The sequence below is a fragment of the Acinetobacter terrae genome, from assembly GCF_013004375.1.
GTDB classification, from domain to species: domain Bacteria; phylum Pseudomonadota; class Gammaproteobacteria; order Pseudomonadales; family Moraxellaceae; genus Acinetobacter; species Acinetobacter terrae.
On record NZ_JABERI010000041.1, the window covers coordinates 198,677 to 217,495 of the forward strand.

Consider the following 18,819-nt stretch of genomic DNA (forward strand, 5'->3'; position numbering starts at 1 on the left):
AGATTTAGATGGTTATTTAAAGGCTGCTGTGTTCTAATACTCTCAGTTTGAGATGAGCCTCTTACAGTATATGGGCTTGACCCATATACGACTAGCCCCTAACCATGGGGCTTTTTATTGTCTGAATGTTTTACAACAGAGATTTAAAATAGGCTGGCGACAATACCAACCCTTTTCTAGATACAATGATCTTAAATGAATGATTAACTAAAAAATGCGATGGTCATTTAAATCCCAAGCGCGTTAATAATAGTTTTTAAAGATATATTTACTCAATAAACAATTAGTTAGATTCGATGTCATACACCCAATTTCTGGCTTGTTGATCCGTCGTTGTTTCACAAACATAGTAATAATCATCCCACAAATCTGGATGAAAAATTTCAAGTTTTCGATAAGTCACTTTTTTTGACTTCTCAATACATTCAAAGCTTTCACCTTGATCTTTCACGGCTGATCCGTTAAGAAATCCACCAATACATAAAAACCGCGCCTGTTTAGCCATTTTGTTACATCAACTTTTTAAATCATTTTACAATGCGCTGATTAAACGATTTATTTGCTGGAGTGTAAAGGGTAATGAACGACATGCATAGTAACTGTCGATCAGACCAAGTGAATCTTAATCTGAAAGATCTAAATCAAATGCTTTTCCGATGAATTAATTTTAAAAATACCCAAAAGCCTATTTTTTAAGAATTTCATCTATAAAACCTATAAATTTTATATAGCAAATTTTGCAGACATTTTTCCAATATACTCTTCATAATTACCCAGCTGTTCATTCCAAAATTTATTATTACCTATATTGTTTATAAACTCGATACCATTAATTTGCACCTTTTCATCTTTTGCATCCAAATCACTCTCAATGATTCGATTCATAAAGGAGTGATCCAAAGTTAAACTAATAATTACTTCGTCTAGTGAAACTTTTAAATGCTCACCAAAATATAGATGATCAAATTCTAATGTAGTGTCGATAATCCAAGAATGAATTTTTAACTCTTCAGAATTTTCAAAGTATTCTCGAAGAAATTCTGATTTAACATACTCTACTTTCTTAGTAAGCTGATATGCCGCTTTATTCAAGGTAAAATTTCGATATTCATATATTTCTTTAATACTGCTTCTTATATACGACGATTTAATTTCCATAACCACAACATGATTTTCATAAATCGCTATTAAATCAATTTCGCCCGCATTTCCAGTTTTTGGAAAATATTGTGGAAAGACTTGAAAACCCGCTTTCTTAAATTTTTCTGCCAAGTTTAGCTCAATTTGATCAGTTTCATTTTTCAGCTCAAGTCTATTTTTATGTAGCTTTCTAACGTAGTTGATCATTGAAGTATTCAAATTTTGAAATGCTGTTAACCATGGAAATTCAAAAATCATCTCATCTATTTTATAAAAAGGTTTCTGAGAAAAGTTAGAATCATCATTATCATCATACAAATCACAGCTCCAAAAATTAAGAATCTGATTAATTTTCTTTATTTTCTGATTGTTACTGCCTTCAATAATCCAAGATGACATTCTTTTAGATTTATCTTTTTGCCATGCAAATGTCATAGGCATACGATTTTCACCAGTGACGAGACCATGCATCATTAGTTTGGTAAGTGCTTTCAAATGTGAATTTGATTCAAGTAAATAACCTTCAAATTTTTCTATATGATCTTTTAAATAGTGTGCTTGTGATAGGGCCATAGTTTTCATCACATCAAATAAATCCAAATCTACATTATTAATTTTTAGATCATTAATTCCATATATCTGTCTTAGTTGTTCTTTCACTGCAAATGCTTTTGATAATGCAATCGCATTAGCTTCTAAGTTTTTTCCTGTCGGTGAAATTCTATAAATATAATCTGACTCCAATAACTTTTGACTTCCTTTCATAAACCAATAACTAAGTAACAAAGAGTTCTTTTCATCCCAATAATCTTTTTTTTCTTTTTTATTAGAATGAATTAACTTTTTGTCTTTAAGTTCATAATTTACATTTGAGTTAAAACTAAAAGACTCAAATACATTTCTTTGATAGTTTTGGATTTCAATTTTTATAGCAACTAACTTTTTAAAGGTTTCATATTGAACTATTAATGCCTCTGTTAAGCCCTCAGATGTCAAGAATGGTATCATTTTAGACTTAAGTGCTAAACCTAACGATTTTTCTGTGATCACTTTCTTATTTTTTCGAGAAGTTTTTACGATATTATCAAATGCTTTCCACACACTTTCTGCTGAATTATTTTCATTCAAGTCGTATTGATAAGGTAATTGCTCAATACTCTCTCGATGTGGAATTAAATATTCATAAGCATATAAACTGCTAAATATCATCGCTGTCACTTGACCAATACTTAATTCTTTCTTGATTACTTCATATTCTTCTAATCTAGAAACATATTCTGATTGAAGCTTTTCAACAACCCTAAGAAAAGAAGAAATTTTGTGTATTGATAAATCAATATCTATTTCTTTGACAATATTCCAAGAATTATGCGCTGAATTTAGAATAATTCCCGAGTACCTAACTGCCAAAATAAAACTCTCAACATCAAGCTTTATGAAATCGATGCAAACTTCTTTTACTGTAATTGTATAACGAATATATTGGCTCAAAGCTAAAATGTAGTTTTCACTTTGAACTTCATCAACTGTAAGCAACTTAATAAAATTTGATTGCCAAAATATATCAAACTTATTTTTGAACAATCCTATCTTAGGTTGTGTACTTTTATATAAAAGGTCTTCAACAATTTTTTCTTTTGCGATTCCAGCACCAAATGTCAAAAATAAAGTTTCAAATTTTTCTTCGTAATAATTTTTCATAAAAAAATAAGGGCTGATTACTCAGCCCTTATCTTATACCGCTTATTGCTTAATTATCAAAGTAAATCATAGATTTACTCTTGCGCTAGGGAAAAGCCTTTCGGCTTTTCTTGATCCTAGCTCATTAAGACAATTGAGCAGCAGCAATTTTCTTCGTATCAACATTCGCAGCAGCGTCAGTATAGTCGCTCATTTTGTCGAAGCTTAAGTATTGATAGATGTCAGCTGACATGCTGTCAATTTGAGCTGCATATTGTTGGTATTCTTCTGGAGTTGGTAATTTACCAAGTACAGCAGCAACAGATGCAAGTTCAGCAGAAGCTAAGTAAACGTTAGCACCTTGACCTAGACGGTTCGGGAAGTTACGAGTAGAAGTCGATACACAAGTTGTGTTCGGAGCTACACGTGCTTGGTTACCCATACATAATGAACAACCTGGCATTTCAGTACGCGCGCCAGCTTTACCATAAATGTTATAGAAACCTTCTTCCATCAATTGACGTTCGTCCATACGCGTAGGTGGAGCAATCCACAAACGAGTTGAAAGTACGCCACCAGGAACTTTCTCAAGTAACTTACCAGTTGCGCGGAAGTGACCAATGTTCGTCATACATGAACCAACGAATACTTCGTCAATTTTCACGCCTTGAACGTCAGAAAGAAGTTTCGCATCATCTGGATCGTTCGGGCAGCAAAGAACAGGTTCTTTGATATCAGCAAGATCGATTTCGTACACTTTAGTGTATTCAGCATCAGCATCAGCTTTAAGAAGGCTTGGGTTAGCCAACCATTTTTCCATGTTCTCAACACGACGAGCCATAGTACGCGCATCGCCATAACCTTCAGAAATCATCCATTTCAACATTGTAATGTTTGATTTAAGGTATTCAGCAACTTTCTCTTCAGAAAGCGTGATTGAACAACCAGCAGCTGAACGTTCAGCAGAAGCATCAGAAAGTTCGAACGCTTGCTCAACAGTTAAGTCAGTTTCCATTTCTGTTAAGTCGATCTCAAGGATACGACCAGAGAAGATGTTTTTCTTACCTTTCTTCTCTACAGTTAAGTCACCCGCTTGGATCGCGTAGTAAGGAATAGCATGTACTAGGTCACGTAGAGTGATACCAGGCTGCATTTTACCTTTGAACTTAACAAGAACAGATTCAGGCATGTCTAATGGCATAACACCAGTAGCAGCAGCAAACGCTACAAGACCAGAACCTGCTGGGAATGAAATACCAATTGGGAAACGAGTATGTGAGTCACCACCAGTACCAACAGTATCCGGAAGAAGCATACGGTTTAACCAAGAATGAATAATACCGTCACCTGGGCGTAAAGACACACCACCACGGTTCATGATGAAATCAGGAAGCGAGTGTTGCATTTGAACGTCAATTGGTTTTGGATACGCAGCTGTATGACAGAAAGATTGCATAACAAGGTCAGCAGAGAAACCTAGGCAAGCCAAGTCTTTCAATTCGTCACGAGTCATAGGACCTGTAGTATCTTGCGAACCTACAGTTGTCATGCGTGGTTCACAATAAGTACCTGGAAGTACGCCTTGACCTTCAGGAAGACCACAAGCACGACCAACCATTTTCTGTGCTTGAGTAAAACCTTTGCCAGTTGCAGCAGGTTGAACAGGAACACGGAACAAAGTAGATACAGGCAGACCCAAAGCTTCACGTGCTTTAGTGGTTAAGCCACGACCAACGATTAAGTTGATACGGCCACCGGCACGAACTTCGTCAAGAAGAACAGGCGTTTTAAGGTCAGATTCAGCAATTTGAACGCCATCTTTAGACGCAGTAACTTTTGCAGCAGCATGATCAATTTTAAGAACGATTTCATCGCCCATGTTCATGTTAGCAACATCGATCTCGATCGGTAACGCACCAGCATCTTCCATAGTGTTGAAGAAAATTGGAGCGATTTTAGAACCTAGGCAGTAACCACCGTCTTTTTTGTTCGGGATGTGCGGGATGTCATCACCAAAGAACCAAAGTACAGAGTTAGTTGCAGATTTACGAGATGAACCAGTACCAACAACGTCACCGACGTAAGCAACTTGGTTGCCTTTCGCGATAAGCGCTTTAATTTGGTTTAATGGACCAACTTCACCTGGTTTTTCAGGGTTGATACCATCACGTTCGTTTTTCAACATCGCATTCGCGTGTAATGGGATGTCTGGACGGCTCCAAGCGTCTTGAGCTGGAGACAAGTCATCTGTATTTGTTTCGCCAGTTACTTTGAAAACTGTCAATTTAATTTCAGATGGAACGTCTGGACGTGTAGTGAACCATTCAGCATCAGCCCAAGACTGCATAACTGCTTGAGCGTTTGCGTTACCCGCTTTCGCTTTATCTGCAACGTCATGGAACGCATCAAATACAAGAAGGGTTTTTTTCAACGCTTCAGCAGCAAGTGCAGAAAGTTCAGCGTCGTCAAGCAATGCAACTAAAGGCGCAACGTTATAACCACCAAGCATAGTACCTAGCAAGTAAACCGCACGTTCTTTAGAAATGAGTGGAGAAGTTGCTTCACCTTTTGCCAAAGCAGCCAAGAAAGCAGCTTTAACATAAGCAGCTTGGTCAACACCTGCAGGAACACGGTTTTCTAGCAAATCAACTAAAAATGCCTCTTCACCAGCTGGGGGATTTTTTAATAGTTCAACCAAGTCAGCTGTTTGAGCATCGTCAAGTGGCTTCGGTGGGACTCCGAGTGCGGCACGTTCTTCAACGTGTTGGCGGTAAGCTTCTAGCACGGTGTTATTCCTCTTTTTTAAAAAATTACCTGTGAATTCCAGCTTCTATAAAGCTTCACAAATAATATGGACTGCAAAATTTTACTAAAATTCCAGTTAAAAGTTAATGCAAGTAGAGTGTTTCTTTATGATGTCCGTTATTTAGTATCTAAATGATGCCCATATTGATCACTCAATAATCAAATCCACCCCAATGTACACCCTTAATGATGATAATAATTAACTTTTGACTGAAACTCATACATAAAAAAGGCAACCTAATGTTGCCCTTTTTTTAAAAAGAAAAACATTCAACCTTAGTGGACTGTCGTTGCGTTCATATATTCACGTAAATCATCGCGACAACCTTCAAATTTAACCTGAATTTCATCCTCATGAAGCATAGCATGCTCTGCGCTGGCAAATGAAATATGAACCTGATAAAGCTTCGTTTCTTGATCAATCATATGCCGAAGATAGACTTTATCGCCCAAACTGAGTACGTAGTGACTTCCACCCATCACCACAACACCCTGTTCATCCTCTAAGAGCAAGTCTGCATTATGTAGATAACCCACAACGTCCATATAGCGCTCCTTGGTTTTTTTGTAGTTATTTTCATTATTCACTATTTATATAAGCTTTTCTATATTTATGATTTACTCAAATGTCACAATTTATGCTGACTATGCTTAGGCTATTTTAGAGGTTTAAATAACGATAAATATAAAAAAACCGTTCTTTAGAACGGTTTGTAGTCAGGCATTTTATCGTGCGGAGTCGCGATACATTTTTCTGTGATTTTTTGCTTGAATTGATCACGGCTTGCTTGTGGATCTACAGTAATTTCAGCTAATGGAAACGCATAAACTTGTTCAATAATATCCAAGATGAATGTTTTTGTGGTTTCATCTTCAATTTTACTGGCATGTTCTAATGCAGCTGCTTTATCAATTGCATTTTGACGGTCATACATAATCGTATTTGCAGCATTTCCCACACTTGTACAATAGCCTTTCCACTGCTCTTCAGCAGTTAATGGTTTTTTTTCAGCACAACCCACCAAAGCAACCAACACCATTAAAGTGAATAACTTATTCATGAACCTTCTCCTATTGCCTCTATCATAATCAAAGTTAAGGAAAATACGAAATAATGCATCCTTTATATAGGGAAAAACCCGAGTTTGGACTTAAATAAAAGGCATAAAAAAAGCCTAATCTGTGTAGATTAGGCTATAAACTCTTTTATTCTTTCGTTGGTAGCGGGAGCTGGATTTGAACCAACGACCTTCGGGTTATGAGCCCGACGAGCTACCAGACTGCTCCATCCCGCATCAACGAGTTAGCTTTATACGCCCTAAAGCATAACAAAGCAAACTTTATTCAGTTTTAATTGAAAAATAACGCATTTAGGCATTCATTGCCCTGTTTAAGTCCTAAACTCACAATCATGAGCCCCATGAAAATATAATAAGAGGATTAATTAAAGTCATCACGTCAGTATTTTTTAATGCGTAAGATGACCAATCTGAAAAAATTTAAGTCATTTTTTCAGATGAAGTTCAAATAAAGTGGTTTAAAGCTATGAAATAGAATCCAACCATGACTTTAGCTCGATAAAAAGATCACAGAATCAAAAGATAAATTATTGATTTACTAAAAATAATTATTTACTTACAAATACACGGCATAAAAAGCATCAATAGATAAATATTAACTTGCACATTCTTAAATATACCTGTATTCTTTATCTCAACTAGAAAAATAGTTTTGTTCTGGTAAATCTTTTTGTATTTCGCAGTTTTAGTCATAATCCTTCGTTTTTCAGATTTAAAGTTCCATTCATATTTTCAAGTTAACACCCGGTTTTTTATTAAACCAAAAATATTAAAGTTTATAGGATTGTATTATGTCTAATACTGTTAAAGGTACTGTTAAGTGGTTCAACGAAACTAAAGGTTTCGGTTTTATTCAACAAGAAAACGGTCCTGACGTTTTTGCTCATTTCAGCGAAATCGCTAACTCTGGTTTCAAAACTTTGGCTGAAGGCCAACAAGTTGAATTCAGCATCACTCAAGGTCAAAAAGGCCCGAATGCTGTAAACATCGTAGCACTATAATTCTAAAATTATTCTTACATCAGTAAGATAGTTTAAGATTAAAAAGCGAGAGTTCACTCTCGCTTTTGCACATCTGGGCTTTATAAAAAGACTTTTTCTACCAATAAATAAAACCTGATTATCACTCTACCCTTTTAGATTTATCATTCTTTTAGCGTATGCCTTTACACATGAATTTTGTATAAACATTTAATTCGTAAATATTATGCTTAATCGTTCCAATAATAAATATTCTTAATCCCACCTCAAATCATTTAAGCTAATGACCAACTCCTTCAATTTTATTGCATGGGGATTATGATGGGTCGTATCTGCCATCTAATTTTGTTCATATTTTCTTTGTTTATTAGCTTGATCGGTTCGTAGCAGGAATTTATTTAGGTGACACTTTTGTTTTAGGCGTTGGAATTCTACTGATTCTTGCTTCTACTCTTATTTTCTTGGAATATAAAAAATTAGATAATGATCCATTCTTATAATTCATACTCCTTAGATAAAATGAGAAGTTGATCATCAACCTCGATGAACAACTTCCCAGACATCTTAAAACAAATAAAAATAAATTAAAAATTCAGATATTTCATAAACCTAGAATTTCCAATTATAGAACAAATCGACAGCCCGCTCCAATGATTGGCTCGCTTCCAAATACAAACGTTTATTCATTTGATAACGTAAAGTTAATTTATTGACGGGTGTAAACACACCTACACCGTAACGAATAAACAGATCAGGGGTAATATAACCCGTCACACTGACTTGGGTATCATCACCTGTTCCTTGGGCATCTAACGCCAAGCCACTTAAGCCAAAGGTACGTCCAATCTGATTGGTTAAAGCACGTGTGCCACCCAAGCCCATACTGATACCGGCAGCGGCAATGGTATTATTTACATCGGACTTAAAGCCTTCTGTTTGACTAATACCGCTGGTACCTTCATTAATACGGCCAGTGAGTATTGCATTTAACGCTTCCTGTTCAGACAAACCGGCATCGTTATAGACCTGAATATTTGGACTGGTTGCAGTTCCGGTAACCCGAACACCTACCGTACTACCTTGCACACTCTTATTGGCATCAATGTCTAAAGTTGGATTATATAAAGGACCATTGAAACGAGCAATTGCACGGTTCAAATCCAGACTTTGCCCATAGGCTTCAATTTTCACACGTTGGCTGACACCAATTGCACCATTGGCACGCATTGCTGTTTCAAGTCCACGTTGTGATAAATATAAACGTCCAATCATTGGAATACGGCTATCAAAACCCTGGAAAATCACTTGATTGCCTAGATTTACCATGACATCTGCACGAATATCCCATGGTCGGGCCGCTCTCAATATGGCGAGCTGATCTTGCCCTTCATGCACAATACGTACATCCGTTGATACATTGATCACGGGTGCCGAAGCTTCAGGCATAGAAATTAAGGCACGCGGTACTTCAACCTTACCACTTAAGGTTAGTTTTTTCTTGAATGGCAAAACATCCAAGCTTAAATCTGGTGTAACCACAGCTGTAATTAACGGCGCTTGGCGAATCAGCAGGTTTTCGCCTTTTAAATGCAATTGAATACGTGGATCATTTTTCCAGTCTACATTACCTGTTAATGCACCTACGCCTTGACCACTATTAAATGCCCCGTTAATACTGGCATGATCTTGTCGGATAGATGAATAAACCTGGATATTGCTCAAGTTTACTGGCAATGAAATCATGCTAATGGCACCATCTTTCAGGCGCATTTCACCATTAAATAAAGGCTCAGTCAGTGTTCCTGTTATTTTCCCTGCAAAAGACAAGGTTCCAGCGAGTGACCGAATATCTTGAATAAAGGGTTTAAAAACTTTAAGTTGCACCTGATCAAAGGCAACTTCACCGCGCATGGGTTTGCTGTCTTTATAAGGATCAATAATGACATTGGCATAACCGGTACCAATGTCAGGGGTTTTTACATCTAAACGAACTTGTAAACCTTCGGCTACACTTTTCGCAATTAAGCCAATTTCGTTATACCTTAATGTAGAACCCACATCTTGCGGATCTTCAGCTGCCAAGCCAATAACACCACTGCGCGATACCAGTCTTGCATCAATTTTCGGTTTAGCGCCTTGTGCCCATGCAGCTTTTGCATAGCCATTGACTTTACCGGTAATTGCCAAACCTTCAGGCATAAATGCAGCGAAGTCATTTAAATCGACATTTTGGGTAATAAAGGACACATTACCTTTGGTTTTACTGACACGAATCGGTTGATCGAAACACAATTGGCTTTGCTGACTCGACCAGCAATGTGCACCGACAAATAATTCAGATTTTGCAGAGCTGTAAATGACTGATGCATCTTGACGTTGCACTAATCGGGCACGTAAAGAGTCAAAATCACCTTTCTGGATTTGCCCCAGCCAATCATTCTGTGCATTAAAGCCACCCGCCAATTGCACATAAAATTTCGAAATTCTGTTTTCTGCCTGAACTTTCAATATGTGGGCCTTACGAGTACCTGCCAGTGAAATTTCACCTTGCTGAATCTCACGCGCACCACTACGCAAACTCTCCATTTTCGCAGTCATCAGCGTTGGAGTGAGTTCCGAAGTCGGCAACTCACCTTGTATCCGTAATTTTTTAACACTGAATAAATTATTAAAACCAAAGTTATCGACCGCCAGATTTGCAGTGGCTTGCAAGCGTGGTTGTGATTGCACATTTAAATAGCCATAAGCACGCCCCTTGAGTCCAGCATAAATTTCATACAAGGCAGGTGCATTAATTTTTAATCTTAAATTTTGCGCATTGCCAGTCGCTTGAATCTGGTTTTTTGCATAGGACAAATACAAATTATTCGCTTCAAACTGTTTAGGTAAGAAACCTTTTTGATTTGAATCAATGACCATCGCCAAATTTCCTGTTCCGCGAACAGGTTTATTATTAATGATACCGGCCAAATTCAATTTTTCGATATTAATGCGTTTTAGGGTATCTGACCAAACCCCTTCAGTTTTCACATTACCAGAGAGTTCACCACGTACAGATGACACAAAATAATGTGGTTTAAATCGAACCAAGGATGCATTTACATTCCAGCCAATACCATTTTTAAGATTAACCAAACCACTGGCAAAAATTTTCCCTGCAATCCCTGAATGCTGTAACTCAGCAATTTTAATCAATTCAGGTGTACCTGAAACCTTAAACTTGAGCAAACCTTCACTGGCCTGAATATTGCTTGCATTCAGTGCACCATCATAATTCACAGCAAAACTTTTAAATGCTCCACCTGATTTTTGATCGTTGAATAAAATGGCTGCGGTGCTACGTCCAGTTAAGCGAACGGTTTCATTGTTATTTTGTTGTGCCAGACGACCGGTCAAGTTAATGGCATTTAAATGAATAATTTGCTGATTTGGTTTTGCAAAACCATTGGCTTTAACTTGACCATTTAACAGATTAACCGGTGCAGCATCGACCACTGTTTGCGGATTAAAATCTTTGGCATTAACAATGGCATTCCATTTTAATTGACGTTTTTCAGTCGGCAACTCGACTTTTGCAGTTCCGTTTAAGCTGCCTTTGCCTGCCACGTAACTAAAACTCGGCACATTTAAATTATTATTTTTAAGATTGAGCTGTGCTTTATATAGGCCTTCAGGCAACACCCCCTTATCATGTTTAGACACAGCAGTTGCAACATGGATATCCTGTTTACCTTCTACCAATGCCAGTTGAACATCACCCGATTTACTGCTTAACCAACCTATATAGGGTACGGCGCGGTCAATATTTTTCCAGGCAATATCCAGTAGTATCGGATTTGGCTTTTTACCTTTTTGCTCATCTTGATCGAGTTTGAAATTCCATGTTTCATAACGGTCAAAATCAACCAATCCTGTCAAATGCAGACCTTTTTCGAGACGACCTTTAGAAGCAATTTTGCCATCCATACTTGGCGGTAGAAAGTCTTTTACCACTTGTGGAATCAGTTTGTCTTTAGGATTAATTTTATCCAGACGACCCGCCATATCCCAAGTGACATGGTCTTTCCAGCTTACCACGCCTGCGACATTCACGGCGCCACTCATCAGCTGGCCATTTAAATTACTAATATCCAGCTGATGGACCAAATCGGTATGCATGCTACCGTTATATTGCCCTTGCGGAATATTTTTGCCACTTAAATCCGTTGCAACATCGATATTTAAGCGTTCAATATCACCATTAAATTTAGCCACACCATTTTTAGTAAACAGCTTTTGTTCAGTGATTAATGGCCAGTGATATTGCTTAAACTGCAATTCACCAAACATCGGCACATGTTTGCGCACCGGATGTAGCACCACCCAACCGGTTAACAGATCAGGTGTATTGGTTGCCACACCTGCTTGAATGGTATCTAGAGAACCTTTAGCCACCACTTTAATATCATGAATATTCAGGCTTTTATTCAATGACGGTATATTTAAATCACCAACGGCATTTAAAGGATATTTACCTTCAAACTTCATATCGCCAGTTGCATTTTTGACTGACAGATAGCCCATGTCCATTCGGGAATCTTCAAACTTAAGTTCTGTTCCTGACCAAAGTGCATTATTTAAGTGAATATCATTAAATTTGACGCTGGCAGATGAGGTTTTGATTAGCAGATGATCTACATCAGCCGTATCTAAGCGCAAAACAAAAGGCAAACGGATTTCATTGAATTTAAACGGTTCATCACTCGGTGGATTCTTGGTGATAATTTGCAGATTACGTACATCGGCACGATTCAAATGAATTTCTTTTTTTAAGATAGCCCGCCAACCCAAAGTCACATCGGCACGATCAATTTTAACGTCTACCGGTTTTAAGCTAACCAGGATATTTTTGAGAATAATGCCGTGTAAAAGATTACCGCTTTCATATTCATAATGAATAATTTTTTGGCTTTGTAAAACACGGTCCAGTAAGAATTTACTGCCTTTGTCGGTGGTAAACATCACAGCGAAGGAAGCAATAAGCAGAACCAACACAATGAGCAGTGTGAATAGCACACTCCTCAAAATACGACGTTTTTTTGGTCGAGGGGTTTCTGTCTCTGGTTGCTGTTCTACTTCAGCCATAATGCTCTCTAAAACCTAAAATTTATAATTGTGAACCAATAAAGAAATGGATACGGATCGGATGATCATCATCAGAAATACCTGAAGCCACATCGACACGAATTGGACCAATTGGCGATGCCCAACGAAGCCCTAAACCGACACTATATGCGGTGGGTGTATTAAAATCTTTGTCGTACGCATTCCCTACATCACTAAATACGGCTGCGCGCCAGCCTTCTTTAAATTGATAGTTATATTCTAAGGAACCTACTGCTAAAGCTTGCCCGCCAATTTTAAATCCATTTTCTTCAGGCGATAAACTTTTATAGTCAAAACCACGAACAGTTTGGTCACCGCCGGTAAAATAACGCAAGTTATAAGGAACTTTAGTAAAATCTTCTGTAAAGATATAACCTAAATCACCACGCCCCACAAACTGATGGTTATCATTTTCACCTAATGAATAAATAAAACGCCAACCCGCATTCACAATAGCCATATCGGCATCGGACAATAAGGTTTCACTGCCAAGTTCCACTTTATAGGTTTGTCTAAAGCCTTTGCCTGGGTTGACCCGCTTATCACTGGTGGTACGAGCAACCTCATAACCAAATAATAAGGATTGTTGCTGCTCATTTGGATTCGCTAAAAATGCATCCGGAATTTCTTCAGAATCTAGCACACCATCTTGTGTAATACGATCTAAACGATAACGCAAACCGAAAGTATGTTGCCAACTTCCGCGTGGTCTTTTAATAATTCTATCCACACCCGCGACAGCAGATTCAATCATCAATCCATTGCCTTGTGCAACGTCATCACGTTCTTCACGCTCATAACCGCCCACCAGACTGATATAGTCATTCAGTGGATGCTTATAGGGAATATTATAACGACCATCAATCGACTGACGAATTTGGGATAACTCTACGTTGGCATCAAATGAATGCCCACGGCGGTTTACAATAGCACGGCGATACTGACCACGGACACGTGCACCGGTATCGCTGCCATAACCGGCACCGACTTCGGCACTATTTAAACGGTCGGCATTTAAAGTCACTATTACCGGAATTTTCTTTTCTTCACGTGCTTGAGCTTTCAAGCGCTCTTCTTCAGATTGTTTGATTTCCTGTTCTACACGCATTTGACGCAGATTTTGATCGCCTTCTGTATCTGCTTTACCTGCGAATTGTGACTCATCCACAACCGATTGAGTGACTTCCTTTGAAGAAGCGACTTGCTTTTTGTCCTGAACACTCGCTTCATTTTCTGATATTTTTTGCTGATCTACCAATGCCTGAATATCTGGTGGAAGTTCTAACGGCTTTTCAATTGGATCGGGTCGTACAGCATCCACTAAAGTGTAATTAAAATAACGTGAGTTGGTTAAGTTGTTGGCTAAACCGTTGACACGCCAAAAAGCATAATCTGCACCATCTTCCCATGACACCATACTTTGCAATACATCCAAGTCCATTGGTAAAGGTTTCGATGGATCACTCATCCGAAATTCCACAGGTCCTAATTTGTAGCGATCACCTGTTTCATAACGTAAATTTATATCTGCAGTATTTTGCGGTTGAGCAACTTTTACATCATGTAAACGCCAAAATCCATCAAAGTAACCATTGTTATTCGCTGCATCATTAATTCGTGTTTTGGTTTGTTCATATAAACCATGGTTGAAAATATCACCGACGTCTTGATCGGGTAACACACTGATGACCTGGAACTGTGCCTGTTTTTCACCTGCGCCACTAAACTCAACATTCTGTTCTTTAATTTGTACCGGTTCATTCGGTGTTACTCTGACGCGAACACGGTTTTCACTGAGTTTTTCAAATTTAAAGCTAGCATTATAGAAACCCACTGCCTGCGCTGCCTGATTAGACATTGTTCTTAATTGTGGCAGCGCCGAAGGAAAATCACTAAAGGATTCCTGGGTAAAACTGGAAAGCTTCCCTTTAAGATTGGTTTGGAGATTTTCCAGTGCTTGAGCATAAGCTTTGTTTGAAACATCACTGCTGTTTTGAGCTGAGGTGAATACGACATCCGCACTAATACGCGCAACTTTCGCAGTATTCAATTGACGTGGTGGTCGTATTTTATAGAGCCACCGTTTAAAGAAATTTGGTTCTTCAACTTCGTCCGCTGGCTTAATTTCAGGTAAGGTTCTACCCGCCTCATTGGCTTCAACCACAATTTTGCTATCGTCTTGAATGCTCGACATCAATTGATCGACATTCACCGGCGCCTGATTAATTTCAACCAGTTCTTGCTGCGTTGCGTCAGAAACTACAACTTCTGTAACTTGTCCTGCACGGTAGAGTTGTGCTTGATTTTTCGCATTTTCAGCCTCACGAAAAATTTCGTCTGCCATTGTTTGGCTGACTGGCTCAATAGGCAGTTCTTCTAAGTCATCAAATTCAATGGGCTTAAATTCTTCAAAAGTTTGTCCTGCCTGTTCTTGTTGTTGCAGCATTTGCAAACTATCAGGTTGAGCTTGTTTTTCTTGAAAATTTTCAATTTTTTCTATTTCTTCGGCACTGCCCATACCTTGTTTAACAGCTTCACTCTTGAGTTGTTGTTCAAATTCTGTTTGAGTGACCGTTGTATCAGGCTGTGCAACTTGTGCAAAACCTTGTTGTGCCAGTAATGTTAAAAAGAGACTTAAACAAAATCGTTTATGTTGATCATCCCACGCTATGAAGGAATTGACACTTAGTGTAAGAGTCGACTTTTTAAAATTCAGTTTTGAAAGCATAAAGAACTCTAAACTAATATAATATTTGTAATGGAAATGCCCAATAACCGCTTGCTAACAAACTCAAATCTATTGGAATTTTCACTAAAGTATAGGTTTAAAACATAATACATGATTTTTTATAGTGTTTTACCAAATGCTCACATTTCTTAATAAAACTTAATGAAGCCCATAAACCATGGAAAAAAATGAACATCTTTTAGGCACACGTCGGTTTTTACCGATGTTTGTCACTCAATTTTTCGGTGCACTGAATGACAATGTCTATAAACAATCGTTGTTACTGGTCATTACTTATGGTTGGATCAATCAACAAAGTGCCAGTGTAAGTACACTGAATAATCTTGCGGCCTTATTGTTTATTTTACCCTATTTTATTTTCTCTGCGACAGCCGGACAGATTGCAGATAAATATGAACGCTCACAACTGGTACGAGGCATTAAAATACTCGAAATTGTGATTATGTTAATTGGCTCTGCTGGCTTTTTACTGGGTCATTTATGGCTATTATTGTTGGCTTTATTTTTAATGGGTGTGCATTCGACCTTCTTTGGGCCAATTAAATACGCCATTTTACCTGAAATTTTAAAGCCAAATGAGCTTATGTCCGGAAATGCCTTGTTTCAGTCCGGTACATCCATTGCCATTTTGATTGGTATGATTTTAGGTGGTGCAGTCATTTCTGCTTCAGACGGCAATCTGTTCTGGATTAGCCTGACTGTGGTCACCATTGCTGTTCTAGGATACATCTCTAGTCGCTTTGTGTTAAAGCAAAATGTAACGTCACCCGACATTAAAATTGACTGGAACTTTTTTAGAACAAGTTTTCAGACTTTAAGATATGCCAAAAGCTTACCGATTGTTTTTCTAATTTTATTGGGTAATTCCTGGTACTGGTTTTATGGGGCAACCTATCTGACCCAGATTCCACAACTCACCCAACAAAACCTGCATGCCTCAGAAAATGTAGTCAGTCTACTTTTAACCTTCTTCTCTGTCGGAATTGGCGTAGGTTCATTATTGTGCCGCAGGATTGGCGGTATAGAAGTTAATTTAAAGATGGTACCAATTGGTGCAATCGGTTTAACTGTTTTTGCATTTTATCTGGCAGCCAGTCTATCTTTTGTTCCTGAACGCACTGGTGAAATGTTGGGTTTAAAAGATGTCTTTACCCAAGGCTGGAGCTATTACCATGTCATGCTTGCCGTGACATTGCTCGGGATTAGTGGCGGTTTTTATATCGTACCTTTATACGCCATGATGCAGGCCTTTTCTCCTCGCTCACATCGTGCGCGTGTGGTGGCTGCAAACAACATCTTAAATGCCGTATTCATGGTATCCTCTGCTATATTTTCCATTATCATCTTAAGTATATTCAAGATTGATATTAAAATACTTTTCAGTATTACAGCTATTCTAAGCGCCTTTTTCACTACATGGCTTTTGTTTAAACTCAAGCCGATGCTTGCAGCACAACAACAAGCTTTAGAGGATTAATTTTATGCGTCAATATACCGGTATCGACAAATTTATTCATTCGTTTGACCAGGCGCTTCGCAGTTTGGTTCCGGGAACGACCGCTGCACATCGTGAAAATCCGGGCCGTGCTGTTGAAACTAAACTCGGTGTCAGTGAAGCGCGGCATGTTGCCGGTTTAATGCGGGTGAATCATAGCGGTGAGGTTTGTGCGCAAGCGCTTTATCATGGGCAGGCACTGACTGCAAAACTACCCAATGTACGCCGTGAAATGGAACAGGCCGCGATTGAAGAACAAGATCATTTGGCTTGGTGTGAAGACCGTTTAAAAGAACTGGATAGCCATACCAGTTTGTTAAATCCAGTATGGTACGGTTTGTCATTTGGTATGGGTGCGATTGCAGGAATTGCCGGTGATAAATACAGCCTAGGTTTCGTGGCCGAAACTGAACGTCAAGTTAGTCTGCATTTACAAGACCATATCAAACAGTTGCCTGAACAAGATGAGCGTTCGCGTAAAATTCTTGTGCAAATGAATGAAGATGAATTGCATCATAGAGATACCGCATTGAATGCTGGCGGTGTGGATTTACCTGCCCCTGTACGTATTACCATGACGGCAATTTCCAAGTTGATGACTAAGACCAGTTACTATATTTAACTGGTTTTTACATGATTCAATGCCCGCATTATTGCGGGCTTTTTATGCGATTTTTTTACTCAGCACTTTAAAATGCAGTTTTAAATTATTTTTTTTGGCGGCAATAAACAAAGATACTGTAAGCAATACGTAATATTAAAATACAGGCAATGACACTGCCGACAATATAAAAATCTTGATGATAAGGTAAAATTTTCTGCCAGAACACATGCAACCAATGGCTTAGCTGCAAGCCAACACTCACAATCACAAATGCCCAAATAAAACAGGCGACAATATTCGCTAGCATATATTTCAACAAAGGATAGCCTTTAATCCCAATTGAAATGGGTAAAATCGTACGCAAGCCCCAGGCAAACCGCATCAAAAAAATAGTCAAAACAGGATAATGTTCAATAAATTGGCTTGATTGCTCAAACTTTTGCGCAAGTCTCGGCTTTTTTTGAATAAAGTCGATGCCATAGTGCCTGCCGATCTGATAATAAAGTTGATCCCCTAAAAACCCACCCAGCATGGCAACAATAATTAATAACCAGAAATTGAAGACATGCTGATGTACAGCATAGGCTCCCAGCATGAGAACAGTTTCACCTTCAAAGAAGCTGCCAATCAAAATGGCAAAATAACCATAGTGTTGGATGAGATCAGTCCAGTTCATCATTTTTTAATATGTCTGATAACAGTTTTACTATATTCGACATATCACTATTCACTGCCAAGACAAATCTGGTTGCTTTTTTAAGCATTTATATTTCATCAGTAAAATAAAATGATTTCTCTGCCTATTTGAAACTCTAGTCGCTGAACGCATAAAAATTCTTTCAGACAAGGGTCTGATTCAAATTAGTAACAGTCGACAGAGTCAGCTATTATGCAGATGAATGTTTTTATGTGCCTAAAAATACTCAATTTAAAATCATCACTGATAACATAATCGATTATGTTTATTATCTGGAAGATTGTTAAGATTGTCTAGAACCTGCATTACACAACAATTGATCAAGCATAAAAAAGCCCAACATCCTAATCTGCACCCCGAAAGTTGGACACTCTTAGTCTAATTTGAAGGGTGCTTTTTAATGGCTAAATATTCTCAAGAATTTAAATTAAAAGTTGTGGAGCAT

The 18,819-nt window shown here is 38.1% G+C and carries 11 protein-coding genes and 1 tRNA gene; 3 read left to right on the forward strand and 9 right to left on the reverse strand.

Features of this window, described 5'->3' with window-relative positions; genetic code table 11:
• Positions 1 to 283: 283 nt before the first annotated feature.
• The 6 genes from HLH14_RS15765 to HLH14_RS15790 form a co-directional block, all read right to left on the reverse strand.
• A complete protein-coding gene (locus HLH14_RS15765; protein WP_171533471.1) occupies positions 284 to 505 on the reverse strand; it encodes a hypothetical protein in 222 nt (73 codons plus the stop codon).
• 218 nt (positions 506 to 723) lie between these two features.
• Positions 724 to 2,841, reverse strand: coding sequence for a hypothetical protein (locus HLH14_RS15770; protein ID WP_067726243.1), 2,118 nt, complete (start codon positions 2,839 to 2,841; stop codon positions 724 to 726).
• Between the two features lie 124 nt (positions 2,842 to 2,965).
• Positions 2,966 to 5,605: a bifunctional aconitate hydratase 2/2-methylisocitrate dehydratase gene (locus tag HLH14_RS15775; protein WP_131271423.1), complete on the reverse strand. Its 2,640-nt coding sequence runs from the start codon at positions 5,603 to 5,605 to the stop codon at positions 2,966 to 2,968.
• A 296-nt stretch (positions 5,606 to 5,901) separates the two neighbouring features.
• Positions 5,902 to 6,171 (reverse strand): hypothetical protein, encoded by a 270-nt coding sequence (locus HLH14_RS15780; protein ID WP_067726239.1) that lies wholly within the window; start codon positions 6,169 to 6,171, stop codon positions 5,902 to 5,904.
• Positions 6,172 to 6,326: 155 nt separating this feature from the next.
• Positions 6,327 to 6,686, reverse strand: a complete 360-nt coding sequence (locus HLH14_RS15785) for a hypothetical protein (RefSeq protein ID WP_171533472.1) — start codon at positions 6,684 to 6,686, stop codon at positions 6,327 to 6,329.
• Positions 6,687 to 6,843: 157 nt separating this feature from the next.
• Positions 6,844 to 6,920 (reverse strand) — tRNA-Met (locus HLH14_RS15790).
• Positions 6,921 to 7,495: 575 nt separating this feature from the next.
• Between HLH14_RS15790 and HLH14_RS15795 the strand changes: the two genes are divergently transcribed.
• Complete coding sequence (locus tag HLH14_RS15795) at positions 7,496 to 7,705, forward strand: cold-shock protein (RefSeq protein ID WP_053577989.1); 210 nt, start codon at positions 7,496 to 7,498, stop codon at positions 7,703 to 7,705.
• A gap of 588 nt (positions 7,706 to 8,293) precedes the next feature.
• Here the strand turns inward: HLH14_RS15795 and HLH14_RS15800 are convergent.
• Positions 8,294 to 12,808: a translocation/assembly module TamB domain-containing protein gene (locus tag HLH14_RS15800; RefSeq protein WP_171533473.1), complete on the reverse strand. Its 4,515-nt coding sequence runs from the start codon at positions 12,806 to 12,808 to the stop codon at positions 8,294 to 8,296.
• A 22-nt stretch (positions 12,809 to 12,830) separates the two neighbouring features.
• Positions 12,831 to 15,557, reverse strand: a complete 2,727-nt coding sequence (locus HLH14_RS15805) for an autotransporter assembly complex protein TamA (RefSeq protein ID WP_171533474.1) — start codon at positions 15,555 to 15,557, stop codon at positions 12,831 to 12,833.
• 178 nt (positions 15,558 to 15,735) lie between these two features.
• On the opposite strand from HLH14_RS15805, the gene HLH14_RS15810 reads away from it, so the two are divergent.
• Entirely contained in the window at positions 15,736 to 17,055 is a 1,320-nt protein-coding gene (locus HLH14_RS15810; RefSeq protein ID WP_171533475.1) for an MFS transporter, read from the forward strand.
• 4 nt (positions 17,056 to 17,059) lie between these two features.
• Positions 17,060 to 17,695, forward strand: coding sequence for a 2-polyprenyl-3-methyl-6-methoxy-1,4-benzoquinone monooxygenase (gene coq7 / locus HLH14_RS15815; protein ID WP_171533476.1), 636 nt, complete (start codon positions 17,060 to 17,062; stop codon positions 17,693 to 17,695).
• Positions 17,696 to 17,780: 85 nt separating this feature from the next.
• Here coq7 and HLH14_RS15820 read toward each other — a convergent pair whose 3' ends face one another.
• Positions 17,781 to 18,356, reverse strand: a complete 576-nt coding sequence (locus HLH14_RS15820) for a DedA family protein (RefSeq protein ID WP_081406255.1) — start codon at positions 18,354 to 18,356, stop codon at positions 17,781 to 17,783.
• Positions 18,357 to 18,819 lie beyond the last annotated feature (463 nt).